This is a genomic window from Bifidobacterium sp., assembly GCF_022647885.1.
Taxonomy (GTDB): Bacteria; Actinomycetota; Actinomycetes; order Actinomycetales; family Bifidobacteriaceae; genus Bombiscardovia.
On the sequence record NZ_JALCLM010000001.1, the window covers coordinates 1,851,179 to 1,877,140 of the forward strand.

22 protein-coding genes and 1 other RNA gene are annotated in these 25,962 nt (G+C 48.6%); 11 read left to right on the forward strand and 12 right to left on the reverse strand.

Translation table 11 applies throughout. From position 1 onward, the window contains the following. Positions 1-56 precede the first annotated feature (56 nt). From LKI20_RS07820 to LKI20_RS07835, 4 genes are all read right to left on the reverse strand, one after another. Entirely contained in the window at positions 57-1,211 is a 1,155-nt protein-coding gene (locus LKI20_RS07820) for an ROK family transcriptional regulator (protein WP_291772483.1), read from the reverse strand. Between the two features lie 136 nt (positions 1,212-1,347). Next, positions 1,348-2,223, reverse strand: coding sequence for a carbohydrate ABC transporter permease (locus LKI20_RS07825; protein WP_291772486.1), 876 nt, complete (start codon positions 2,221-2,223; stop codon positions 1,348-1,350). Further along, positions 2,220-3,218, reverse strand: coding sequence for a carbohydrate ABC transporter permease (locus LKI20_RS07830; protein ID WP_291772489.1), 999 nt, complete (start codon positions 3,216-3,218; stop codon positions 2,220-2,222). The genes LKI20_RS07825 and LKI20_RS07830 overlap by 4 nt, the downstream gene beginning before the upstream one ends. Positions 3,219-3,415: 197 nt before the next feature. Beyond that, on the reverse strand, positions 3,416-4,729 hold the full coding sequence (locus LKI20_RS07835; RefSeq protein ID WP_291772492.1) for an extracellular solute-binding protein: 1,314 nt from the start codon (positions 4,727-4,729) through the stop codon (positions 3,416-3,418). A 482-nt stretch (positions 4,730-5,211) separates the two neighbouring features. On the opposite strand from LKI20_RS07835, the gene LKI20_RS07840 reads away from it, so the two are divergent. The 4 genes from LKI20_RS07840 (at position 5,212) to ssrA (ending at position 9,504) form a co-directional block, all read left to right on the forward strand. After that, positions 5,212-6,441, forward strand: coding sequence for an ROK family transcriptional regulator (locus LKI20_RS07840; RefSeq protein ID WP_291772493.1), 1,230 nt, complete (start codon positions 5,212-5,214; stop codon positions 6,439-6,441). Positions 6,442-6,526: 85 nt separating this feature from the next. Further along, positions 6,527-7,429: a carbohydrate kinase family protein gene (locus LKI20_RS07845; protein WP_291772496.1), complete on the forward strand. Its 903-nt coding sequence runs from the start codon at positions 6,527-6,529 to the stop codon at positions 7,427-7,429. 63 nt (positions 7,430-7,492) lie between these two features. Further along, positions 7,493-8,737: an MFS transporter gene (locus tag LKI20_RS07850; RefSeq protein WP_291772500.1), complete on the forward strand. Its 1,245-nt coding sequence runs from the start codon at positions 7,493-7,495 to the stop codon at positions 8,735-8,737. A gap of 369 nt (positions 8,738-9,106) precedes the next feature. Next, positions 9,107-9,504: a transfer-messenger RNA gene (gene ssrA, locus LKI20_RS07855) on the forward strand. Here the strand turns inward: ssrA and LKI20_RS07860 are convergent. After that, on the reverse strand, positions 9,483-10,400 hold the full coding sequence (locus LKI20_RS07860) for a recombinase zinc beta ribbon domain-containing protein (RefSeq protein WP_366936182.1): 918 nt from the start codon (positions 10,398-10,400) through the stop codon (positions 9,483-9,485). The two genes, ssrA and LKI20_RS07860, sit on opposite strands and share 22 nt — an antisense overlap. Between LKI20_RS07860 and LKI20_RS07865 the strand changes: the two genes are divergently transcribed. The 3 genes from LKI20_RS07865 to LKI20_RS07875 all read left to right on the forward strand — a co-directional run bounded on the left by LKI20_RS07865 (position 10,326) and on the right by LKI20_RS07875 (position 11,382). After that, positions 10,326-10,505 (forward strand): hypothetical protein, encoded by a 180-nt coding sequence (locus tag LKI20_RS07865; protein WP_291772505.1) that lies wholly within the window; start codon positions 10,326-10,328, stop codon positions 10,503-10,505. The genes LKI20_RS07860 and LKI20_RS07865 overlap by 75 nt on opposite strands. A gap of 87 nt (positions 10,506-10,592) precedes the next feature. After that, positions 10,593-11,024: a TetR/AcrR family transcriptional regulator gene (locus LKI20_RS07870; RefSeq protein ID WP_291772507.1), complete on the forward strand. Its 432-nt coding sequence runs from the start codon at positions 10,593-10,595 to the stop codon at positions 11,022-11,024. After that, positions 11,017-11,382, forward strand: coding sequence for a hypothetical protein (locus LKI20_RS07875; RefSeq protein ID WP_291772510.1), 366 nt, complete (start codon positions 11,017-11,019; stop codon positions 11,380-11,382). The genes LKI20_RS07870 and LKI20_RS07875 overlap by 8 nt, the downstream gene beginning before the upstream one ends. Before the next feature lie 112 nt (positions 11,383-11,494). Here the strand turns inward: LKI20_RS07875 and LKI20_RS07880 are convergent, their stop codons facing one another. Beyond that, positions 11,495-12,352 (reverse strand): Fic/DOC family protein, encoded by an 858-nt coding sequence (locus LKI20_RS07880; protein WP_291772513.1) that lies wholly within the window; start codon positions 12,350-12,352, stop codon positions 11,495-11,497. After that, positions 12,349-12,531 carry a hypothetical protein gene (locus LKI20_RS07885; RefSeq protein WP_291772516.1) on the reverse strand — a complete coding sequence of 61 codons (183 nt, stop codon included), beginning with the start codon at positions 12,529-12,531 and terminating at the stop codon, positions 12,349-12,351. The genes LKI20_RS07880 and LKI20_RS07885 overlap by 4 nt, the downstream gene beginning before the upstream one ends. 585 nt (positions 12,532-13,116) lie before the next feature. On the opposite strand from LKI20_RS07885, the gene LKI20_RS07890 reads away from it, so the two are divergent. Continuing rightward, positions 13,117-13,500 carry a tautomerase family protein gene (locus LKI20_RS07890; RefSeq protein ID WP_291772519.1) on the forward strand — a complete coding sequence of 128 codons (384 nt, stop codon included), beginning with the start codon at positions 13,117-13,119 and terminating at the stop codon, positions 13,498-13,500. Between the two features lie 133 nt (positions 13,501-13,633). Then, positions 13,634-13,867, forward strand: a complete 234-nt coding sequence (locus LKI20_RS07895; RefSeq protein ID WP_291772522.1) for an AfsA-related hotdog domain-containing protein — start codon at positions 13,634-13,636, stop codon at positions 13,865-13,867. A gap of 1,308 nt (positions 13,868-15,175) precedes the next feature. On the opposite strand, the gene LKI20_RS07900 is transcribed toward LKI20_RS07895, so the two are convergent. Next, positions 15,176-16,447: a PD-(D/E)XK nuclease family protein gene (locus LKI20_RS07900; RefSeq protein ID WP_291772525.1), complete on the reverse strand. Its 1,272-nt coding sequence runs from the start codon at positions 16,445-16,447 to the stop codon at positions 15,176-15,178. A 625-nt stretch (positions 16,448-17,072) separates the two neighbouring features. Here LKI20_RS07900 and LKI20_RS07905 point away from each other — a divergent pair. After that, complete coding sequence (locus tag LKI20_RS07905) at positions 17,073-17,327, forward strand: thermonuclease family protein (protein WP_291772528.1); 255 nt, start codon at positions 17,073-17,075, stop codon at positions 17,325-17,327. Positions 17,328-18,445: 1,118 nt separating this feature from the next. Then, positions 18,446-18,952 (forward strand): hypothetical protein, encoded by a 507-nt coding sequence (locus tag LKI20_RS07910; RefSeq protein WP_291772530.1) that lies wholly within the window; start codon positions 18,446-18,448, stop codon positions 18,950-18,952. 1,693 nt (positions 18,953-20,645) lie between these two features. On the opposite strand, the gene LKI20_RS07915 is transcribed toward LKI20_RS07910, so the two are convergent. Genes LKI20_RS07915 through LKI20_RS07930 form a run of 4 tightly spaced genes read right to left on the reverse strand, consistent with a single transcriptional unit; the run spans position 20,646 to position 25,620 of the window. Next, positions 20,646-20,933: a hypothetical protein gene (locus tag LKI20_RS07915; RefSeq protein ID WP_291772532.1), complete on the reverse strand. Its 288-nt coding sequence runs from the start codon at positions 20,931-20,933 to the stop codon at positions 20,646-20,648. Further along, the gene (locus tag LKI20_RS07920) at positions 20,930-23,443 is read right to left on the reverse strand and encodes a GIY-YIG nuclease family protein (protein WP_291772535.1); all 2,514 of its coding nucleotides are present in this window, start codon (positions 23,441-23,443) and stop codon (positions 20,930-20,932) included. Before LKI20_RS07920 ends, LKI20_RS07915 begins: the two co-directional genes overlap by 4 nt. After that, positions 23,436-24,965: an Eco57I restriction-modification methylase domain-containing protein gene (locus LKI20_RS07925; protein WP_291772537.1), complete on the reverse strand. Its 1,530-nt coding sequence runs from the start codon at positions 24,963-24,965 to the stop codon at positions 23,436-23,438. The genes LKI20_RS07920 and LKI20_RS07925 overlap by 8 nt, the downstream gene beginning before the upstream one ends. Continuing rightward, complete coding sequence (locus tag LKI20_RS07930; RefSeq protein ID WP_291772538.1) at positions 24,958-25,620, reverse strand: SAM-dependent DNA methyltransferase; 663 nt, start codon at positions 25,618-25,620, stop codon at positions 24,958-24,960. Before LKI20_RS07930 ends, LKI20_RS07925 begins: the two co-directional genes overlap by 8 nt. Positions 25,621-25,962 lie beyond the last annotated feature (342 nt).

The window sequence follows — 25,962 nt, forward strand, 5'->3', positions numbered from 1 at the left end:
CCAGCCTCCGCTATTGCCGGAGAAGGAAGGCACAGCACAAATTCATTGGCCTTGACTTACAGCACTGCAAGCTCTTTTCTTAGTACTAGTGCTGCAGCACCCAGCATGGCAGCATCTTGTCCAAGCGTCGATTGTTGAACATGAACCGCATCAATAAACCTCGATCGTGCCAGCGAATCGATAGTATGTTGCGTCGATTCCACGAGCACTGGTGTGACGATGTGTTTTGGCCCTGACAACACAATCCTAGTGATATTGGTCATCGCCACCGGCATAGCTAGAGCCCTTCCCAAGCTCTGCCCTGCCTCAAGTAAAATTGTTGCGGCTTGGCTAGGATTTTTAGCTATGCGTTCATCGAGAACTGGAACAGAAACCAATGTTTCTAAACAACCTGTTTTGCCGCATACGCATGGTTTGTTGCCCTCCGTCATCACTACATGACCAATCTCACCAGCGGTAAACCCTCTGCCTGTCACTATGCTGTCCGAAATGAGCACACCCGCACCGATACCTTTAGCTATCTGCACCAAAATCATGTCTGGTGCCCCTGCTCCGAAGTAGCGTTCGGCGAACACAGCCGCATCTGCATCGTTGGTGACTACCACAGGAATCTTGCTTATATCACCAAGGATTGAAGGCAAATCCATGTTGCTCCACCCAAGGTTGGGAGCCTCAATAACCAGACCTTCGTCATTCACGGTTCCAGGCGTGGCAACCGCTATGCCCATGACGGTGGTAGTGCATTGGTGCAGTACGCGCTGACATAAGCCAACTACCTGCTTGATATCTAAGCTTGCTTGTTCAGGACAATCGACCTGTTCTCTCAACAGCACATCCCCAACAAGATTAATTACCAGAGCGCGCAGATGAGTAATGTCCGATAGATCAAGGGCAACCACACAACCAGCTTGAGGGTTAAAACCAATAGATAATCCAGGTTTGCCGGGACCCTGAGAATTTTTATACTCACCCTCAACCACAAGCCCATCTCGGATGAGCTCTGCCACCACATCTGAGGTGGAAACTTTTGACATCCCTGTAATCTTCGCCAGCTCAGCTCTCGAACGCCAATCATGAGGATAAAGCGCCCGCATTATTGCGGTTCGGTTGCGCAAACGAATATCTGAAGGTGCCGCACTGGCATATCTGCGCGTACCAGATTCGCGCTTGAACCCTACGTTCTCACCAAGAACGGGAACTCGTGCCACCATAACAGTCTCCCCCTGCTCCGTGCACTCACGTTTCGTAGGTACACGACGCTCACATCCCGCACCTACACCTTGTATATAGACAATCGCTCAGCACATCTTCGGTAATGTCAGTCTACGCTTGAATTGTTAACAAAACTCACTTAATAGCCCCCTCAGTTATTCCCTTAACCATGTTGCCTTGAATAATCATGAAGAAGATGACGACAGGGAGCGAAAACAACACGGATGCTGCCATTTGCCCACCAAAATCAGTCCCCATCGGAGTTGAAAAGCTAGCCAGCCAGACAGGTAGTGTGTATTTCGATTGATCTTTCATGAAGGTAAATGCGGTGAGGTAATCGTTCCACGCTGCGATGAAGGCAAATACTGATGTGGAGATGATTCCTGGTGCTACCAACGGGAAGGTAATCATCCGCAAAATCTGCCATTCACTGGCGCCTTCTACGCGTGCTGATTCAAATATATCTACGGGAATCGCGAGGAAGAAGCCACGCATATTCCAAATTGAGAATGGGAGTACCGCGGCAATATATGCCAATATCAGACCTATATAACTATTCAGTAGTCCGAGTTGATTAAACACGATGAACTGAGGTATCAGCAAGGCAGTACCCGGAAGCATCTGAATAGCAAGCACCGTCACGATAATCGAACGACGCCCTTTGAAACGATATAACGTCAACGCCGCACAGGCTAAAAATGCTAACAGAACAGAGAGCACCACCGAAACCGTTGTGGTCAAGATGGAATTGAAGAGATTCGTTATGAACTGTGTTTGAAATATGGCCGTACGAAAATTTTGTAGCGACCAATGGGTGGGCAGGAATACTGGATTAACAGTCATAACCTCATTGCGAGGCTTGAATGCAGTTATCGTCATCCAATACACGGGAAAGAACCATATGATGCAGAACAGCAGTCCTGCAATATTCGTTCTCAACTGCCCCCACTTAAATCGACGCTTTGCTTTGATAACAGCCGTCTGAGAATGTTGATGGATGCCTTGACTCATAGATCCTCACCTGACTTCAAGAGGTTGCGAATATACACACCTGTGAGCACGAGCAATAACAGCACCGTAATCACTGAAATGGCTGAACCTTGACCGATATCAAATCCGACAAAAGCCTTGGTATAGGTAAATACTCCAATGGTTGCTGTGGATCCAGAGGGACCACCTTGAGAAACCAACCAGATTTGATTGAACACATTGAAATCCCAAATAACCGACAAAATCGATACAACAAGCAGACTCGGTTTAATCATCGGTACTAATATCTGCCAATACATTCTCCAAGAACCAGCTCCATCAAGTTGAGCAGCCTCCAGACAGGAATGATCAACAGCAATCGTCGCTGCGTACAGAGTAATAGCAATGTATGGGACAGCTTGCCAGACGACCAGCATCCAGATACAGAGCAGAGCAAGCGTAGTGTTATTAGACCAAGCAGTATTGCTCATATCTCCAAAAATGCGTAGCCGCGTGAGCATCCAATTAACCACTCCATACCCTGGTTGAAACAGCCACTTCCACACAATGGAGGATGCAACGTTGGGCATTGCCCAGGCGAAGATCAATACAAATGTGACAAGGTATCGCATTGCTCCGTTCAACCTTGTCATCATTTGAGACACATACATGCCTATCAGTACACTTCCCAATACCAAAGCTGCCGTGAAAAGAACAGTTCTGAGCATCGCATACCAGAAGTCTTTGTCAGCCAGGGCTATGGCATACTGCTGTAAACCAACGATATTGAATTCGCCGGTAAATAAGGAACGTTGATTAAAATCGGAGAATGAAGAAATCAACAGGAATGCAATAGGAACAGCGACCAAAGCAATCAATATAAGTCCTGTGGGACCAAACAACATCGCTGCGGTTTTTCCATCATGGTCTCGCAGTCCTGGTTTCTTCCCATGCTTTCCTCGCGAAGCTTTAGGCTCCCGAGGGAATTCATCCTGTAAATGAGGAGCTGGACTCATCCCCGTACTCGCGGATGTCATAACATCCTCCTTTCTCATCATTCCTAGTCCGCTTGTCTGCTTCCCCAAGCTGGGGATGTCAGTAACATCACCAAGCTTCGATATGGGCTGGCAACGCTGAAGTGATTTGGTGATTCAACCGTTACACTTCTGCGTTGTCGCCCGTAGAATGATGACCTGCTTGCCACTCTTCGCTGATACCTGTTCAGGTGTTCGAACTACTTGGCGAATACCTCATCCATATGCTCATCGAAACTTTTTGCTGCCTGTGCTGGGGTCGCAGTGCCGGTAGCAATTGACTGAGTGAAGGAATTCACCGATTTATCTCCCTCAATCGTTGCCCAGTTTGCAGATCCTGGAGTCGCTTTAGAATCCTTTGCTGCCTCGAAGAAGCCTTTTTGAGCCTCTGGGAAGCTGGAGGACTTCATCGCTTTATCCAAACCTTCGACTGTATTCGGCAGCCAACCATCATGCCCAAAAACCCACTTCTGCTGAATATCAGAACTGGATGCAATCTTGATCCATTCAAGTGCCAATCCAGAATTCTTACTCTTAGAGGCGATGGTCCAGTCCGAACCGGCAGTCATTGCAGGCTGGTTCTTACCGCTTTGCCCTGGCATAGCGAAAGTTCCGAGATCATCGGAGCTCACACTTGAATTGATAGTTTTCACTGATGAGAGCGCCGCGCTATTTGCCAACACAGCTGACGTGGTTCCATCGGCAAGCATCTGATTTTGGTCAGGAGAATCAGTATCTAGGCTTTGAGATGCCTTGCTGGAATATTTGTTCTGGAATGCTTTCCACTCCTCAAGACCTTTAACACTCTTAGCATTGGACATCGTACCTGTCCATTTGCCGTCTTTTTCTTGTGCGACTTGTCCGCCAGCATCCCAGACAAATTGAAGCATTGAATACCAATACTGGCCTGGAAGATAGAAAGGTGTGAAGTCTGCATTTGAGGCATTCTTCGCGGCAACTTTGTCAAGATCTGCAGTGAATTCATCCCATGTTGTTGGTTCACTGGTCACACCAGCATCGGCCCAAATCTTTTTGTTGTATACCACTGCTCTCGCCGCTCCAAAAGCAGGGACACCATATAATTTGCCACCAACTGTTGCAGGGTCTTCCAATCCGCTCAGCCATTCATTGCCTTCAGACAATTCCTTCTTATGCGAACTCACATCAAGCAATCCCCCACTAGTCGCAAATCCTGCAACTTGCGTATTGCCGATATCCAAAACATCAGGAGGTGTGGAAGTGGTAAGAGCGGTGGTGATTTTAGTGGTGATATCCGTCCATTGCTGAGTTTCAACCTTAACTTTCGCCCCTGTTTTCTTGGTAAATGCAGAGTTGATAGCGTTAAGGGTCTGTGTTGAATAGTCCCCTTGCATTGCCCATATGGTGAGGGTTTTCCCTGTTCCATCCGTAGATTCATCAGTCGAAGAAGCAGATGAACCACCGACCGAACACCCGCTTAGCGCCAAGGTGGCAGCGGTAAGTGCCGCAACCATCATCGTTTTCTTATGCCACATCTTGAACCCCCATTGTTGATCCTTAACAGCCAAATACATCTGGCTGCTAAGACCTATGCAGACGAAAATTCAGCGTCTCTCAACACTTTTTTCGGCCTCTGCCAGATGTTTACCGTAAACCGGCGTTGACAAGGAAAGCGGACCAATTCCCCGATACTATGTTTAGTTCGTTTTCCTTACTATTGTTTTTTATACGTCCTTTGTGTCGTTTCGATTTCGGCAATGAGTCCTGAAGCTCACATTTTTGCAGTTTTGTTAACAAATTCATCGGTAGGTAAAACAGACAAGGTCATGTCTTTGTGAGCACAAGCATCTCTTTACTCAATCTCTGCAGCGCTAGAAGCTCTGAGAGCATTCGCTCCTCGGGGCTCCGTGATGCTCCCCATACCAGACAACACGCCGAATGGACTTATTTGCATTAACGAAGTTAATATATTAAAAAATGTTTTTAATTGTTCGTATTCGACGACAAAGGAGTCATCGTGCATTCTGGCACAACAGGGTTGCCCCGTGGGGGTGATCAACAACCCCTATCTGAACTCAATCGTTCACGAGTTGTGGAGTTTCTACACCGCAACGGTGTCTGCTCACGTGCAGACATCGCCCACGCGCTCGGCCTTACACCAGCAGCAATTACCAAAATCACGGCAAAACTTATTGAACTTGGCGTTATCAGCGAAACCGGAAATCTTGAAGGTCGACTTAACAGACGAGCACTCGGCCTCACTCTCAACCACTCCAAATACAGGGTTATCGGCGTGAAGTTTGCACGTAGTCTTGTACAAATTGGCGTTTTTGATATCAGTGGTAGACAGCTCTCACTCATTGATTTACCACCTGTTATCGATTCGCAAATATCTGCCACCGTTGACCATATTCGCAGTATTATTACCGATCTACTCAGTCAAGATTCACATATCGTTGCAGTTGGCATGTCAGTTCCTGGCCCGTATCTGCGACATGAAGGAAAGATTGCGGTAGTAACCTCAATGCCCGGTTGGACAGATATTTGTTACACCGATGAGTTCAGCAATGCCTTCCCTGTGCCGACTTTTATTGAGCATGATGCCAGATCAGGAGCGTTAGCTGAAAGCCTCTTCGACCCCCGCGTCTCTTCAGAGAACATTGCTTACTATCTCGTTGGAGAAGGGGTTGGCCTTGGTGTTATGGACCACGAACAACTCATCAATGGCGAACGCGGTGCAGCAACAGAAATAGGTCATATCAGCATCGATGTCAACGGCAGAGCCTGCAAATGCGGCAATTTTGGTTGCTTGGAATGCTATTGTTCAGCGGTGGCAGTTCACGAGGAACTTGTAAAGTCACACATCTTAGATGCAGAATTTCCGGACATAGCTTCGATGACGCATCGAGATGCTTGCAAGTCTCTCTTTGCAGCATCATCAGCGGGTAACAAACAGGCATTTGAGCTAGTCAGCAAAATCTCGCGATACGTTGGATATGGTTGTGTCAATATCATTAACGCCTACAATCCACAACAAATCATCATTGGTGACATCATGGCTCAGGCAGGCGGTGTGTTACTGGACATTGTTTACGAAGTCTTACAAGAACGCATAGTTCCTGAGATATTGAATTCAACAGAAATCTTGCTCTCAACGTTGACGAGCGATCCCACAATCACCGGCGCAGCAGCTGCGGCGGCAAATCAATTCCTGCGCCATCCCTCACTATTCGCTAGAGCTACATAGTGAGAGACGAATAAACACATGGGCACAGTCAAACTCTTAATTGAGCATCAGTGAAACAAGAAACACCGCAAGGAAAGGAAACACCATGAACCAACCGATCGTACTCAGCCTTGGTGAGCTACTTTGGGATATGCTGCCCGGAGGCAAACGAGCAGGCGGAGCTCCTGCAAACTTTATATACCATGCAATGAAGAATGGCTCGGACGGATACTCCATTAGTGCTGTAGGCGAAGATGCCCTTGGCGATGAACTCTCCGGTGCCATCACTGACGCAGGCATCAAGTCAATTCTTCAACGCAATGCTTGGCCAACCAGCACGGTTGAAGTTGCTCTCAAAAATGGTATTCCTGAGTACACCATCGTGCGCAACGTGGCGTGGGATCATATCGTGCTCACCCGCGAGCTCATCGAAATGGTCGGCAAAGCAGATGCCGTCTGCTTTGGCACATTGGCACTACGCAGTTCTGAAACCCATGACACGATTATTGAACTCCTTAAGCACACTAAACCTGGTGCGATGAAGTTCTTTGATATTAATCTTCGTGGCGATCACTATTCGAAGGAACTTATCACCGAGCTGCTGTGGCAAGCCACAGTACTGAAACTCAATGATGCAGAACTCCTGCTGTTGCAAGATATGTTTGATATCCGTGGCACCTCAGATGCTGATGCATGCCAGTGGTTCATTGATCATTTTGACCTTGAATACGTGGTTCTTACAGCCGGCAGCGAATACAGCAGTATCTTCGGACGCACTGGTGATTCATCAACTCTGTCCACTCCCCGTGTGAAAGTTACTGACACCGTAGGTGCCGGCGATTCCTTCTCCGGAACCTTCACCAGCAACATCCTTCAAGGCGTGTCCCTTCGCACAGCGCATCGCGCTGCAGTTAACACCGCAGCATACGTGTGCACGCAAAGTGGTGCATGGCCCGATTATCCAGAAGCAATTCCGGACTACCTCGCACAGGCGGAAGCCGAAAACTAAGCAGTTATTGGCCGGTGATTCTCAGTTGGGGAATTGAGAATCACCGGTTGAAGGGGAACCATTATGTCAAACACAAGTTCTGTCCAACAACGGTCAGGAATGAATATTAGATCGCTCGCACCTGTTATGGTGTCGTTCTTCATCATGGGTTTTGTCGATCTGGTAGGTATCGCAGCAAACTATGTGAAAGACGATTTCTCACTTACTGATTCACAAGCCAATCTCTTCACCAGCATGGTGTTTTTCTGGTTCCTGATTTTCTCGGTACCCACTGGCCTGCTGATGAATCGTCTTGGCCGACGTAAAACCGTACTCATCAGCATAATTATCACTTCAGCTGCACTGATTGTGCCGATTATCGGCTACTTGCAGCCATCTAAGGACGTCCGCTTCGTTCTTATGATTATCTCCTTCTGCTTACTTGGCATTGGTAACACTGTGATGCAGGTTTCTCTCAATCCCCTACTGAGTAATCTGGTAAACAACGACCGCCTAGCAAGCACACTCACCCTTGGCCAATTCGTCAAGGCTCTTGCTTCATTCATTGCGCCGATCCTCGCTGGATGGATGGCTGCTGCTTTTGGTATGTGGTGGCTTCTCTATGTGATTTTCTTAGTCGTGGCTGTGGTGGGTTACGTACTTCTTGCAAGTGACAATATCCAAGAAGCTACACCTGATAAAGGTAAGACCAGCATCGCTCGTTGCTTCGCACTGTTGAAGGACCCGGTTGTGTTGCTCTGCTTCCTCGGCATCGTCAGCCATGTGGGTATTGATGTCGGTATCAACACCACTGCGCCCAAGATTCTCATGGAGCAGACAGGACAGTCACTGGCAACTGCCGGTATCGCCACCAGTGTATATTTCGTATTCCGTACGATTGGCTGCCTTACTGGAAGTGTGACCTTGCAGAGGCTGAGCAATAAAACTGCTCTGCGTATATGTGCAGTGCTCATGGTTCTGTCAGTTGTTTGCCTCACAGTGTTCATTACGGTTGACCAATCACCAGTATTCTTGTGCTACCTCGGTCTCGCACTGGTTGGTTTTGGTAACTCCAACGTATTTTCGCTGTTCCTGACACGCGCACTACTTCACCTACCATCAAGACAGAACGAAATTTCTGGTCTGATGATGATGGGTCTTATCGGCGGAGCAATTTTCCCTCCACTTATGGGTCTTGCATCCGATGCGGTTGGTATGCAAACTGGAGCAATTGCTGTCATGTCAGTTGGCGTTATTTATGTGTTAGTGATTGCTGTCTTCCATAAGCTGATTGTTTCCAAAAACGAACAGGTAAATCCAGCTAATTAAGACTGCCTAGCAATACCTACGGCGGATGTTGGTGACAGAGAGTTTTTTATACTCCTTTGTTATCAACATCCGCTGTTGTGTTTTAGTTCTAGCTTGCTGTGCTTCTTAGTTGCTATACTCCTCAGTTATTGTGCTTCGTACTGCTAATTATGCTAGGACGGTTCGCTACTCATTTCAGAAAGTACGCTCGAACACTTACCGCGGAGCATTGTCTTCTTCTGAATACCGCTGAAATGTGAAGTGCTTTCTCCAACGCGTAATAAGTACCGGGAATAATGTCATCGCTGAAGTGTTGTCTGAGATGCTATTGCAGATGGTATACAATAGAGTGCTTGGTTAATTAGCCAAGCTGGTTTAATAATTAAATATGGGGCTGATCGGTTTCGACGGTGATCTGTTCGTCGCAGAGAAGCGTGCCGAGAACGCGGGGGTCCACTCGTTAATGTCCTCCCGCAAACAACAAGTGCTAAATCTAACCGCACTGAGTTCGCTCTCGCTGCCTGAGCTTCGCGCCAGGAATAAACAGTGAGCAGTGGCTCCGTTCACTCTCTCTCGTCTTCGGGGAGAAGCTGAACGTCATTTAGAGGACTTGCTTGAATCGCTGCGTCACAGGGTGATTCAGGGACTTTAACTGTGAATATGCCAGCCAATAGTTGTCTGCGACACCATTGGGGGCAGAATAATAGCCATACGGCCAGCAGACTACGCACGTAGAAGACTGGGAGTACTGTCACCGGACCCGGGTTCAATTCCCGGCAGCTCCACCTGAGGGGGAAGTGTCGAACTCTATGTTCAGCACTTCCCCCGTTTGTTTTGCCTCAGGGAGATCAGCGCGTGTAATTGCCTGCCCGCCGTCGAAGAACCATGATGCGATAGTCAGTGTCTTGTCCCCCACGAAGATCCTGTCAATGAAGTACTCGAACAGCAGATCCCTCGTTTCCTTGCTGTCCATGGTCGCACGGGCGAAACGCTTGTAGAAGGCACTGATCGACGCTTCATCCTCGAACAGTGCAGCCTTGACATGTTCGGCTTGTATGGCCGCGTCCAACTCCTGCTTCTGCTCCTCCAGGGACGCCATCGCTGCGGCGGTGGACTGGTTCATGATGCCCATGGCGATGGCGTTCACGAAGTTCGCCAACTTCGACTCCACGTCATTTCTTCGCGATCCAAGACCGTCGAGAATCTCCCGTGCCCTGCTGTGCGTCTGACGGTAATGGTCAGCCATATCGACCGCCAGCGATGCCAGCATCTCCGTGTCCTCCAGGAACGATTCAACGGTCAGTGTGACGCGATCCTCGATGAGATCCTTACGCACGGGCTTGGCCGTGCATTGCTTCCTGCGCTGGTTCAGACAGTAGTAGTACCGGTATTTCCGGCCCGTCTTCGACGTGCCGAACACGCCTTCCATCGGTGCGCCGCACCGCTCGCAGAACAGCCTTCCCGTGAGCCAGTAGTCCGGTGCCTCGCTGCTCATGGCTGCCAGTTCGGTCTTCGTTTTCACGCCCCGATGCTTGTTCATCGCGAACATCTTCTGCACCTCATCGAAGGTCACGTCATCAACGATCTGAGGCATACCACCCGGGATCACATGCCCGGCATAGCAGTACTCACCAATGTAGGCACGGTTCTTGAGCAGCTTGTTCAACGACTTCGACGTGAACAACCTGTCATTGACCGTGCACACCCCAGTCGCGTTCAACTCGTCGGCGATCCCTTAGCCATCATCACAGATCCCATCGCTATGCCTCTGATACCCGCCGGGTTATGAAACAAACTCATTTCAACCGAATCAGCGTCTCCGAAAGGCATATTCTTATTTTTGACTGTTTAGTCAATTAAATGTATGCTGTGTTTCGTGGGCCGAAAAAAAGGGTTTGACAATGGTGAAGTACTTGCGCATTTCAGGAGAGCTTTCCTCACACATGGTTATGAAGGCACTTCGATAGACGATCTCGTTAACGCCTCAGGTTTACTCCGAGGCAGTCTTTACGCAGCCTTCGGCAGCAAACGTGGCATGTTCATAGCAGCGCTGCACGAAGCCATTGCGTTGGACCCCTCCGGATCAGATACCCGGGGTTTGGTGTTGGTGGCTCTCATGGAATTATCTGCGGGCGACGTTGAGATTCGCACAATCGCCCAATCGTATGTGGAATCGATGTCATCTACCGACGTGGGAGGCTCCCAAAACGGACTCGTCGCCATACAAACAAAGTTGGGTAAGGCGATTCTGGAACGTGCGTGCGTGCAACTGAAGATTACTACGATGAAGGAAGATAATCATGGGTAACAAGATTGCAATTGTGGCGAATACGCTAGAGATAGAGCCAGAAGGACTTGACAAATTCTGGTCATTCAAGGGAAAACTCGAAGTACCGATAGACCATATAGACGGAGCAAGCGAAGATCCCGGTATCCTCGACGACACTAAGGGTTTACGCTCCCCCGGCCTACACACTCCTGGAAAATGGGCAGGAACATTCACCCAACATGGGGAGAAAATCTTCTGGAATGTCACCAGGCCGGAGCACCCCATCGTAATCCAACTTAACAATGAAGATTACGCTCGTCTGGTAATAGGAGTAAACAATCCACGAGAGATCGTTGATCAAATCAACAATGCGATCACGCAGCGATACACCAACTGAGAAAAGCTAGTATTCAGGCACTCGAATCAGCGCCGTTGTTGATTCGTTCGTCAGCACCGTAAGGCATGGTCGAGCTGATACAGCTCAGCGGGTATGGGCAGCCGCCCACGATTCATCTCCCCCGCTGATGCCGGTACCGAGTAGCCTCGGGCGGGGATTGTTCCGTGTTGAGATGTTCGGTTTCTGCCTTGAGTGCCTGACATATATCATTGGCAATCTTCTTCTCCGGCTGCACGCGGCTTTTAGTCTGGTAGCTGTAGCGTTGCTTCTGCTGCTCGTATTCACTGTCTGAAAGCACCTGATAGATGTTCGGCTGCCCTGGGGTCTCGTCTGTGCCGGCTTTGAAGTCGATGGAGGGCAGGAATCGTTGATCCTGTCCTGGCGGCAGGGGTTGGGTGATCGTCTCGAACATTCGGGTCAGCAGGTGGTAGTCCACGTTCTCATGTGCGATGAATGAGGCGACATCATTCTCGCGTTTGCTAATCTGCGTCCAATCCAACCCCCAGCCGGCGTCACGCGCTATCAACGTCCAGAACACACGTTGGGTACGACCATTGCCCTCACGGAAGGGATGCAAGGTGTTGAAATTATCATAATTGACGGCCAGGCGTTCGATGAACCGGCCTCGACTCAAACCTTGCAGCATACTATCGTCCTGCAGCGTGCTCTCCGCGTATCGCACGCCTGTGGCGAACAGTTGCAAGGGTTGAAAGACGCTACCCCCGCCTTTACTCATGTCTATAGTGCGAATCTGCCCCGCCCACTCGTACACATCCCGAAACAGGAAACGATGAATCCACTGCAACTGCTTGACCGTCCCCTCGGCAGTGAGTGGTGTCGTTTGCAATTGCAGGAATCGGAACGTGACCCAATCATTCTCAGCACCAGTCAACGCCTGCTCACTATGAGCGTCGACCAGGTTGCATAGCACGCCGGTGCCAGGAATCAGATACGGGTCAATGCCACTCATAGGCTGCTATGCATGGCATACCGTTGGTTCAACCGGTCAAGTAAGCCCTGCAGGTCGATGGATCCATCCACATACTCTTGCGCGTCTAGGCGGAAGGCGTCGGTGACATGACCGCCTTCAAGCTCGGCGGAATGCATACCATCACGCAGCGCTAACGCCCGCCGCCTTCGCTCATCCATTGCATCCTCCTATACTCGTACCTGCAATTCTCCCACAATCAGCGGCATTTCACCTTGCCGCACACTGGGTCAGGAGATTCGCAGTCTATGTTTTCTCTCTTTGGCTCTTGGTAAGCCGTTACTGGTGTTTAATGTAGACGCGTTTCGCCATGTAATCGCAACGCCAACCCGTGTTCACAGGCAACCATACCGGGTTGCTCGCCCTGTCCCAGCCGATGCCAGCGCCTTTCGCCTCTCTGCTGGTCTGGTCTGCGGCTTGCAGCACGTCGAGATCGTTGCAATACAAAACCCGCCCCCGATGCCTGCCGCAAGCCGGATGCCCAGGCATCCTGCACCGCCACGTTATGGTCGTTTATCGATCGGTTTTTCGCCTTCCCGAACAGTGACGCGGCTTCATCACCCGCTTCAGTAACCTCGCTATCACCTACAGAACCGACGCAAGCCTCTGCGCCATACATACCAGGATCCGACCATTAGGAGACACGCCCTATACCTCGGAGCTCATGGCGAAACCCGCGCACTTGGCGTTGCCGATAGGTCGGCGGCTGTGGCTGTCCACGGGCCGGGATCGTGTAAGGTTGGCTCATGCCTTTTATGCGAGTCACCGTACCGTCGAACGTATCCGCCCAGTCCAACGCCGCGCTGGCGAAGGACCTTACAAACTTCTCCGTGACCACGTTGCGGAAGCCGCGCGAAATGACGACCGTAACGTTCGTACGCGTTGAGCCATCGGAGTACTTCATTGGCGGCGAAGCGGTAGAACCCGGCCCTGGCATCCATCTGGAAGTGTCGCTCACCACCGGTACGAACAGTGCCGATGAGCGCAAGCGGTTTATCAAGGAAGTGTCCGAGTCCATCGTGCGAATCTACGGCCCGAACGCGACCCTGCGCGGTGTTGCTCTGACGGAGTACCTGCCTGAGTCCTACGGTTACGAAGGCATCACGCGGTACGAACGCTCGCACCGCTGACCGCCCACCTGTCGTCATCCCCGACAAGCGAGACCAGATCGCTCCGCACGAAAACGCCAGAGGAGACAATATGATCGACGCATAGTCGCCTATCTACCGACCACTCCATCTGGACAGGATCGTGCCACGGAACATGACCCACCGGCGCTCCGTGCACGAGGTCGTTCTTACCGACTACGAGCAAGTCAATGACGATGAGATGATCGCTGTGGCGGAGGTTCAGCGAACGCACAAGTACTTCAACGACCATGTGCGCCATCCCTCTGGCCACGACCCGCTTCTCCTCATCGAGATCAGCCGGCAATCCGGAATTTTGATGACAGAAGAATTCCTCGGAGCGCCTTACTCAACGCAGTTCGTCCTGTAATCGATCTCCGGAACCCTCTTCTAGGAACTATTCGAACAGCATGGGGAACGGATCGCCGGCGTCACAGTCACAACCAATGTAGCGACAATACGCGTCGTGAAAGGAATCTCGAAGCGGCCCACCATCCAGTGCACCGTACGCGATCGGGTTAACGAATTAAGGCAGTTCGTCTTCTCGTTCCAAGGCTGGCCGAACGCGCTCTACTCCAGGAAACGCGGCGCCATCCCTTACAATGAAGCAGATTAGCCGGCCAACACGCACCGCGTCCGACCTGTACTTGTTGACCGCCGCTGACCGAGAACGTGCACCTCTCCCCACTCGGGATCGACGACCACTCGCCACGATATGATCGATCTGCACCAAGGTTCTCGTCTTCTCTCCTTGAGACCCTGCCCGGAAAATGACTTTCCAAACATTCGACCAGTCTCCCAGCAAAATGACAATTGACTGTAGTCACGATGACTCCACCAGCCTCACATCTGCTCACGAAGAGAGAGCGGACTCGTTCTATCTGGAACATATCCTCTGCCATTCATGCACTCATATGATTGTCACACTCGCAAGTCGGTCCTCCTCTTTGAATTGCTAAAGGGTGCGACAAATAGCGTGCCGGACAACAAGCGTAAAAACGACTAATGGATATCAACCAATGAGAAATATTATGTGTGCTGTGAATATTCAAAAGTGGCTTGCGTATTCATCCGATTACCACATCAATAGATGGGTTCTCTTCCTTAAAGTGGTAAACGATGCGGTCAAGAATCTGGCATCACCGGCGACATTACTATTTCCAACTGTTTTCCATCAACCTTGTTTTTACCCCCCCCTAGATCCACGGACAGGGTTTTCGGTGTTTCGCCGGAAGCACCTTTCGTGGGATTTTCTTTGGCATCCCGCCGTTTTGGGGTTAAGTAAAGAACAGACGGTCTGTTGCGGGTGTGTTATGTGTGTCCCGCCCATCCTTTGTGAATGCCGAATCCATGATCTTAGGCGTTAATCCGGACCGGCAGGTTTGACCAAGACGACTGGGATGCGCTGAATACCTGGATTGTGAATTGCGGAGGCGTTGATTAAGGTGCGGTCGGCAGCGAGAGTGCAGAAATAGCGAATACTAGTACTTGATATTATCGGTTTCATAACGCTTAAATTCTCTACCTTATTATTTTGGGTTGATGCCACTTTGAACGGCAAAAACGGAGCCACCCATGGCGCAAACAATAAAACAGCAAACTGTTTCAAAAGGACGACAGTCCCAGACGCAAACACGCAAATATTCAGCTGAGGTCATTACGGAAAGACTCAGACGAGTTATACAGTGCTATCAGACCAAGCTTCAGCAAGTATCTCATCACATCTAGTTTTGAGAGCCTTAGCAAGGGTATCGGGACTGTCAAGCAATGTGACTCCGCCGAGAACTTGCTCGAAGGGATTGCGGGTCAGTCGATTTTCTTCCTTCCACTGGTTCATACCCGTTTTGTATGACTTAACCATCAGATGCAATGCGACATCCTCATGAAACTCTCCTTTGATAAGCCAATCAATCGGAGTGAAAAATTCGAATGAAACGCCAAAAGCAGCTCCCGCTCTTGAAAAGTCCTGAATATAATACCGTGACATCCAGTGCACACGATTCTCATAGGAGCCTTTTCGTTCAAAAGTATCCCAGAAACGGGGATTACCACAACTCACCAGACCAAGAGGTCCAACCTCATGGCCAGTCTCTTGCGGAACCTCATACAGAGATTGCAGTATCGTTTGCGCATCTGCTAGCTTGTCATTAGCGCCTATTCGATAGTCGCCGAGCGAATTCAGAAAATTATATGCTACCTCTTCATGTCCCTTCACTTGGTCGGCGAACTGACGTATTTGTTGATCAGACTTGTTCATATCCTGCCCGTTTCTTCTTGCACTGAAATTATCCATATACTGTTCCAAGAGATCCACTGCACGAGGGTCCGCGTCCAGCAGCTTCTCCCCCACACCGTTAAGTACCTGATCGAAAAGTTCGTCATAATTGACCGAGAACAAATTCTCGTTTGCCTGTAAGCCTTTGGCACACCAAGGAAAATCTGATAATTGTAAATCACCGGCATGCAAGACGACCACGCAAGTAAGATCTTCGACGTTCCCTTGTTCCGATGCTTCACTATGAATTTTTTCGTAATAGTCGTGTAGATCGTTGTACAAAGAAGCATCAACTTTGTTCTCAATGGCGATGCTCAGATGTGGGGTATGAACAGCGATGTCAACACGATTACGCGTATCAGTCCCGTTGCTGACCTCGGTTTGTACATAGACACCGTCATTGTCGTCCTCGGAGTATGAATACCGCGCTAGTTCTTCGTCACGTTTATCATTCAATACGGCAATCAACGATTTTACGAACAACCCCGCTAAACCATGCGATTGCAGCGGATCGAAAAAATATGCAAGAAGATTTGAGGAAACAGTCTCCCGACGTGGAAACCCTGCGATCTCGAAAACATTAGGACGTTTGGATCTTTCCCCATCCGATGGGGTAAATGAGAATCTGCCCAATGAGGTCCAATCGTATGCACACTTGCTATCTTGATCGTTCAAAGTAACTGCCTCCTATTTCACTGTAGCCGACGCAGTCACTGCCTCCGACCACTGATATTTCACTATCTTGACTCAGTATTTCCCCAACAATATAAACGCTGATAATCAGGCATGAGAAACAGATGCTTCTCCGCCGCTTGTAAATACGAGAAAATGGATTTTCGATCTACGCTGAGGTCAGACACGATTATGCCCCAGCATTCTTCAACAGCGATTTACAGATCATTCAACTAACACCCTTTTCGACATCAACCTACATCTTTAACGTCACTTCATCTCATCAACTCATTTCTACTCTTGTACCAATAGTTTCATGATTAGTTCTAAGCCCCGGAGTGCCACACCATCTAGCATCAACAGATCACCGTTTGCAGCATCCAGAGAGAACCGTTGGATCACTGAGTCTTTAAGTGCCAATAGTGCCACGGTTCAGTCTGCAGCAGGTACAGGATCCAAAGGAAACAGACGAACTCGATCTCGCTTGGTGTGTGAACATCTTCAGTGACGATCGACAGGTTGAGAAGTCCAAGGTCACGTGCACACATCCCACAAGATTGCAACCGCCCTCGTGACGACAATCGTTTCTACTTCCTTAATCGCATGAGGCGGCGTCGCAGTGGCGCATATGGTGAATCCTCAATTCTTCATGACGCAGATCAGTGTGACGAAAGTCTTGGATGGCGACACGATCGAAGTCAGCGATCACGGACAGGTCAAATCGGTCAGATTGCTGGACGTCAATACGCCGAAGGCCCTCGACCCAAACAAGCCAGTTGAATGCGGCGGGCCCGAGGCCAGTATTTTTCTCAAGGAAATGCTCCCGTTAGGAATGATCGTGCGATTGAGATACATTCATGACACACAGGATAGTTACGTATGAGACCTCGCTGTAGTATTTCTGCAAGAATTTTTGGTCAATGCCACCATCGTTTGCAATGTCTGGGGCACGACTATAACAATCGGAAAGAATACGCATTTTTATTCTCAAATTCAAGACGTTCAGAATGAAGCACGTGAAAAAACAAGTTGGAATGCACCAACCAACACTTGCACGTACGCCGCAGCAACTAACTCAATCCTATGCAGGATCCCAAACCCCAGTCACACCAGGCACCACGGCTACAGTGAACGATCTTGCAGATTTCGTCAATGGAATCGACCCTGATGTTGCATCCGGCGCAGAACTTCTCGCAATATCCAATGGAGACCCGAATAACCTTCCACTCCTGCTTTACACGACCGACGAAATCACAATTATAAGCAATCAGCCGAAGAACACTACAGCAAGTCACAATCTGAGCAGATAGATGCAAAGACCACATAACTCGGATCAAAGAGCAAAAAGAAGAGCGCCGTAAACAGGAACAGCAAGAAGGAGAATAGCTCAAACGTGAGCAGGATCTCGAACAACAAAGGAAGGAACAGAACCAGCAAATCTACAAACAACGGTGGGGGAAGCCATGGTGGAGTGACACCTTAACCACCCGTCGCACCCGTTCCACCGTCGACAGCTTCCCTAACACACCCAATTGAGCGGTTCTGGTAACCGACTATCAAACCCCGATCCGTGCCGGAAATATTTGCATCCAGAGGGAAGACATTTGCTGATATCAACTGCACAACCAAATTTCCACTGTCAGGATGAACAATAACTCTTGTGATTTAACACCCTTTTAACCAACCTCAATCCCCTGTTCGATTGCCCGCATGCTCCACTCTTCGCTGACAATGAGAATACCGTATTTTCAAGCTTTTGCACTTCGCCGAATTCCGAATCAGGATCTGCGGCAATCAGCAGTTTCACCTTGTTGGTGACATTCGGCAAGACCAAGAGTCCGGGCGCTTCGAGTGCCTCGATCAATTCTTCTCGCTGCACTTACATTGTCCTGGTAAGCGCCACACGGTCATCCTCAACAAGACGGAACTGGCCCAATGCAGCATTAGATAGCGACTTATCCTTACGAAGGATATGTCTCCTGCACTCCCCTCGATACTGGCATGACGGCCCGATGGCGTGCTTCTTCTGTCGCTGTCGCACCTGAATACCTTATCGACAATCCTTTGTGGGATATCGAGCAAGTGACCAACAGCTTGCGGTTGAGGGATTTCTGGGGTGGTCAGTCTGTCGTCACCCCTGCGACCTGGGCGAGTGCTGCAAAAAAATTGCTCATGAATCCTCGTGCACGATGGACGATCAAGATCAACTGCAGTAGCTGTGTCCGCCAGGACCGCTTTTTCATGTTCGGGCAGCCGTGCGTTAGCCAGGTAGCGATCAAGCAGATCCACGTATTCGGCCTCCGAGCCAATGTTGGGACTTCCGGACACTCCTTTGACACGATTGGTGGCTACGTTAATGAGCATGCTGATCTACCATCAATAAGATCAGCAAATGCAGCATTTAATGAAATAGAACCTGGCGTGGAAATCCAAAAAATACCGGATAGTCTTTTAGACGCTCCGAATACCAAATCATGGAATTCTGTCATCATTGATCGTCATGACTAATCTCAGTACCGAGGCAGGAATTCGAAGACGCTCGGTCTCAATTGGATGGTGTGAGTGTGAGCCAGGGACGCTGTGCTCGAAGTCAGGCTTGTAAACTAGTTCCCAGAGAATGAACCAGATAAAATGTACACTCTTAAGCATAGGAAAAAAGCAATTGCAAGACAATCTTTACCTCTCACCTAAAACGAAGGTAGTGCCCAGTTGTTTGCGCGCATTGATTTAGACAGGCATTTGATGCAGTTCCCTTCGTTCATAGTGTCGGAGATGTGGGACATATCAGTCAAGGCAACGGCAGACCGACAAGCCCTCATTCCATTGAATGCACACAACCAACCATATGAATCACGTGGTAGACCTCGTTGCCCAATAGGCATCAGAGGCAACAAACCTCAGTGCCATCGAGTGCAGTGTCTGAACGTGCGGAGGTCTCATACTGTGTGTGTTTGGAGAGCAACCAGTCCAGAAACAATCGCAGATCACCGCCATCACGCTGGTGTTTCAGCGTTCTGAGTGCTCCGCATTCGTGTGAGGGGCACCACAATGCATCTCTACTCGTGGTGCCGGTGCTTCAATCGCACGATTGCATGAAGAATAGGAGGATCTGATCATCACCTCATGAAAGCAACAAACACCAGCCATACTCCCATACGGAATCCAAGCCGATGTCAGATACACATTATTTCCGGGGGCGCATTCAACCCAACCAAGCACAACCCCACCATCACGCCTACGGTCGTGAGGGATAGAAGCCCAGAACAATGCACCTTTATTGCCTACTAAACCAATAGTTAGCCAACCAAAGTGTACTTCTAATTGTCTGCGTCAAATCATTTCCAGGCCATCAAGACCATGTTTGCTCCTGCGATATGGAATCGTTCAGATATGACCGATATCGAAAGGTAATTTGACCTCGTCGCTTGTAATTGACAATATTGTGCGCCCACGCGGATGGGCTGACCCCATTTCGCTATAAAACATTTAGATTAGAACCAGCTAAGTCGACAATAACAATTATTGGACTCTCAATTAAGTGAAAATATCATCTTTGATACACGTCGGGATAACAATTTCATGAGCCCTGACACTCTGAGGGCTCACTCCCCTTTGCAGTCGTTACTATCGCACTGTAAACCAGATCGTCTTCATGTGTGGGAAGTGTTACTCATCAAACGGCATCATAACTACTATTTTCTTATCATTTACCACAATGTCAGGAAACTTCAATACAGCAGTGTTCTGTATTGTCTCATGGCCATTATCAGTATTCCCAATCCTTCTAAATAGATCGCCTTCAACTACCATCCATCTAGTTCTTGCCTCTAGCCAAGAAATCTCAGGTAAGATTCGAGATAATCGTGAAGCGAGGGATGTAGCGCTCACTTGAATAAGAGTATCTGTATCATTCATTCCGCGGTAACGGATTCTTGCAACTGCAGACGGTTTGCGATCTGATTCTGGAGATGTACTCGTTGATAGTATCCTCAATAGTTCAAAATTAGGAGTCCCGTCTTTTTTTAACTTGAGATTCAACAGCAGGCCCTGTGGCTTCGAATAGCCTGTCAGGAAAGACCGGCGCCGATTCATCATTTCAAATTATCACGCTAAACATTAATCTCCAATTTGAAGAGAAAATGTAATGAACAAAAAGGATTTGTTTACAGTCTCTGTAGAGTTCAGTGTAACTTGCATCTTATTAACTACCATTTCTGAAAAAAGATTTGAAATAGTGCATCAAATCTGAAAAAAGTTTGAATGCGTCTTCTTCACGTGCATTTTGAGCAAACAGCTCTAACGATTCCCCCTTTGAGACTCCACATCGCTTAATAAGCGCTATGCCTACGCTATTTTGGGTAAAAGAATCGAAACCGTCAGTACCGAAATCAAGTACACACCCACCTCGATTAAACGAACACAGAAAAGCTTCTTTTCCAACAAATGACAATTGATTTTGGGAATCAGAAAACAATTGCTTATCAGTCACTGTGACAACTCTTCAAACTCTTGAACAGGTATTGCTGTATCGAAAAGCCCAACCCGCAGATCATGCTCATGTTTATCAATACCTGCATAGGATAGGCTGTCGTCTTCATAGCGTTTGAATTTGTAGACAGCATCGTTCATGCGCGCGCTATTGAATACGTTCAAACTCAGGAGCAGCTCAAAATCCTCTTTGGTGAGTCCTGTTACTTTCTTGAACAACTCCGGCTCAAGCTTGGTAATGACATCGCGTAAGGTCTGTTCGCGATAATCAGTCAAGTACATGAAGATAGGGATTCGCGTGGCAAACTTAATCAGCTTCTTCTGAATCTGCTCACGCAAACTTTTGGTTTCTTTCTCATCCTCCCGCACCTGTTTCTTTTCATCCGCAGAGAGCTTCTCGTCCTTGCTCTTCATCTCTTTGAGTTCATCGGACTTATTGATGATTTTTTCGAGATCATCATTGAGTTTTCGGAAACCTTCAATACTCATCAGCGCATCCATTGCCTGCTGATTGTTCATGAGCTTGCGCAGTGTTAGATCGTCGACGTTTACAAGCAGCGCACTTTCCCAGCGTTTGGCAAGCAGCGTCGCCGAAGTACCAGAAGAAGCAATGTCGAGAACATCCGTCGCATTGATCTGCTTCATGCTGCTTCCGTCATAGGCAAGCACAGGCAGGAAATGAATGAACTCACTCACACTCTGCTCAGGTGAAGTATTCTGGTCAGGATGCAATGCGCAGCTGTAATCGGCAATCTGCCTGAGCGCCCTCGTCGGCGCAAAGTCAAATACATAGCATTCCTTTTTGAGGATTTCTTGTTCGTTAGGATGCATTCCATCTGGATTATCAATTACCCACGGTGACTGAACGCGAAATGCCGCTTGGAAATACGTCTCAGGACTTTTGAGATTGCGTAACATCAAGATCCCAGTCCAAGGTTTGACAGTCACCCCTGTTGTCAACTTACCGCACGATAAGGTGATTGTTTTCGACGCAAGCGGGTCAGCCATCGATTTACGAACAGGTTCCAAGGCAGCAAGGCCAATGCCAGCTGCAGCGCCTGCGGCAACGTTCACCGTGTAATCACGGAAAAATACATTTTGTCGTTCCTGCAACAGATTCGCCATAGCATAGCAGGATGCCACAGATGGCATGAACCAGAATGTGTGAGTCAGGATGTTTTTCAGACGTGCATCGGAGAAGGGCATGGGTGGCTTCTTCGCACCCAGCTTGAGTTCGTCTACCGTTGTTTCTGCAAAACCTCCACGGAGAAGATCAAGCCACTTTTGCACTTCGCTGCGGTGCTTGAAACTGGCTTCGTTGCCCTCACCGACAGCGGAGAAGAACTCGTTGAGGTCGAACTCGTCAAATTCGCCGCCCGAGGCGATTTCGCGAATCTGGTCAGGCATCTGATAGGTCATCAACACCATGCGAGGTAACGACGAGTAAGGATTGTCAGCGTTTTCGGGTTCCCACTGCTCTTTCGCCCGTTGCTCGTCAGAGTACGTCCAGTTAAAAATCTGTTCTTCGATGAACTCACCGTTAGCGATAGCCCGGAACGGCGTTCCGGATAGAAACAGATAAGCACCCGTGGTGATCGGCAGGAAATCCGTATCGCCCATCGCAAAGCCCTCATCGATGAGCTGAGCGACACCGTTCATATTGTCATTTTGCTCTCGCTTATCCTCTTCTTCGAAGAGTTCACGTGCACTGTCTCTCCAAGCACCGAAATGATATTCGTCGAAAATAACAAGATCCCAGTTGATCTCATGCACCCACTCATTACGAGCTTTAATGCCACCAGCCTCATTCTTACCCAAGTAATCCTGGAACGACCCGAAGCACACTATTGGCCTAGATTTATCTGCCTTACCATATGTAAGTTGAGTCTCGCGAGAGATGAACTGCCATCCGTCAAAATCCTCATGTGATTCAAGGTCCTCACGCCATGAATTCTCGACTGCTGGTTTAAAAGTCAATACGAGCACCCGTTTGTATCTCTGAGCTTTTGCGAACTCATAACTGGTGAACGTTTTACCGAAGCGCATCTTCGCATTCCAGAGAAAACGCGGCGGCTGACCTGGATTGTCTTGATTGAATTTCGTGAAATACTCTTGTGTTCTCTTTACGGCTTCAATCTGCTCTGGGCGCATACCGAAACGCTGCGTACGCTCGGTCAATGAACTCCTACGTTCACGTACAGCCGAAATTGCATTCTGAACGTCTGTGACCGAGCAGATAAACCACTCACCAGCTACGTGCGTGAACTGTTGCTTGAGCAGCTGGTGAACGGCATGATCATCGAAGGTGGAACCGTCATCACGCATTGCCGTTTCTTCAAGCACGATACGAACTTGTATATGCGCAGTTCTCGTCTGCTCTGCGATTCTGGTGCGAATATCACGGTCTGTGTATCCTACTTTGAGCTGTCCTTTATGCGAAGCATCGTCAATTGCATAAGCGTAGATCTTAGGCGTAATCGCAGGTCGCTGAGGAAAGAAACCGTCAGGCATCGTTGTCACCATTCATAGGGCGAATACAACTTTCAATGAATAATTGCTCTTCTTTTGTGATGCCATATTTCTCGTACAACTTTTCGTCAGTCCATTCTTGAGTGCAGTCCTGAATAGGAACAAAAGCATATGCCTCACGTGTAATATGCTGGGAGAACATAAACTGCGAAACCAAGAATCTAAAGAAACGTGTTTCCATGTAATTTCTGAGATTCTCAGCTTCTCTTTCACTATCAAATGCTCCTACAACTAGGTACGTCTCGTTGCAGATTACTTTAGGTGGCAGGATGTGAATTTTAGTAAATACCTTTCTCATACCATTCTTATCAGGGCTACCAGCATGATCATAAGCAGAATATGCTGCAATGACCTTATACTTATTGATCCATTCGCGACCATTAGTCACTTCCGCGCTGGGGAATCGACCTTCACCATTTTGCCAATGGAGTATGAGATCACCTTGTTGACGAGGCCGTACGTTAGTGGCAAGTCCAAATGGCTTACGACTTGAAACCTGAGTGTTCATCATTGACTCATGTCTAGACACTACTTTACGTACGACTGGAACAGCACGGCTGTTTCGAATAAAAATGGTGAACTCATCCAAGCCTCGAACGCTCTCATGCTCTTTACCATTAATTACGTTAATTACATTGCAACTACCAGGGTTGTCTCTATCCCACAGAAAATAGCAGACACCTCCCGCAAGATCCACACCCGGGAAACATTCGTTTGCATTTTCGAAATCAACAAGCTGCCGTATACGTTTGTCCGCAAGCATAGAGGAACGAAAACTGTTTAACCCCTTGCCACCGCCGAACCAACGAGACGGAATAATCATTGAGAGGTATCTTGGGTTAAGTTTCTCTGCCTGTTCGACAAACTTGTGATAAATCGGTGCAGCACTTTTACCGTAACCACCGTCGCTAAGCTGATATGGTGGGTTGCCCACGATGACATCAAACTGCATATCGTTGTAGATCCTCTCGGGATTAAATGTATGGATGAACTCGTACGTATAACTTTCAAGATCGCTCCCACGGTCATACTGCTCTTTGCTAGCACCGCAATAGACGCAGTTGTTCCCAGCCCATGTATGCTCAATCGCCCTGTAATGAATGTGCCCGTTCGCATCATCAAAAAGCGGTTCAATAGAGTATTCCCCATTTGCCTTCTTTGAGCAATAGAGTGTGCGACGAGCAAGGAGCGCAGTCAATTCAGTGATTGCGATACCCCAAACTTGATAGTTCAAAATATGATTGATTCGCTCTTGCAAATCCGGGAACTCATCCTCTAAACCAACGAGTAGTCGCTTGGTAATTTCGCGAAGGAACACGCCGGTTTTAGTGAATGGGTCTAGGAAAGTAATCGAACTGTCATGCCATATATCCGCTGGCAATAAATCCAATACTTGATTCGCCAGCTGCGGCGAGGTGAACACCTCATCATTGGAGAGGTTCGCCAAACAAGACAGTACGTCCGGATTGTACGACATATTCCCAAGCTTCAAACGGCTACTCATATTGGTTCACTTCCATGAAATGCGTAAGCGGATATTCTTTAATTGGCGTGGATATAGCTCTACCAACGGCATCTTCATCGACGTCCATATTCTCAACCATGTCAAGTGTTGGCGCTGCAGTGGCGGTGTTCAACAGTGAATCGAATGTAAAGTCGCGTCGTTTAATCTTGCTGCCTGTCACCAGTGACCATTCAGGGAACACGATTGGACTACCGTCGCTCTTAGTGAGCGTTAGCGCATCGCCGCACAAAATGTTCTTGTTAAGTAGGTAATGAATCGCGTCCCGAAACTCAGGTTTGCAGTTCTCCTTGAATTTACGAGTGTATTGCTTATTGACGATACCGAAGAGACGCTCGCGACATTCCCCAACATTGTCCTGCATGATATCCACTCCGTATATCGATGACACAGCCACGAACGTATACCGCTCATATTCGAGCTGACTCTTGCCATACCGTTTATTCACCACTGCGAGCTTGCGTCTCAGTACTTCGGAAAGGAAGTTGCCATCGCCGCATGCCGGCTCCAGGAATCGACTGTCGATACGCTCAGTCTCCCTCTTTACCAAGTCAAGCATAGCGTTGACTTCACGAGGATTGGTGAACACCTCGCCGTGTTTCTCAACGCGCTGCTTAGACTTGACTTGTGACGACATTTCTGACCTCCGTGTAGGCTCTCATATTACTGTTTTACGACGATAATCCCGACAAACTCAAAGCATTTGACGATTCCAGTCAGGGTTGGTCAGTCACAAATTTGCAGAGCGGTGGTGGCCTATCGTGCTTCTCCTGTGCGCTTAACCAACTATGATCTGAAACGGATTATATAAGTTCCAAAAGGTTAATTCATTATTCTCTATGATCTGCCCGTATCGGGTGACTCTGTTTTGTACAACACTCCAGAGCATATTTCATTCAACGTTACCTAGACTGCTATGTAAAGCGAGATATCATCAGAATATGAGCGGATGCACAGCCCCTATACTGGGACACAGAAC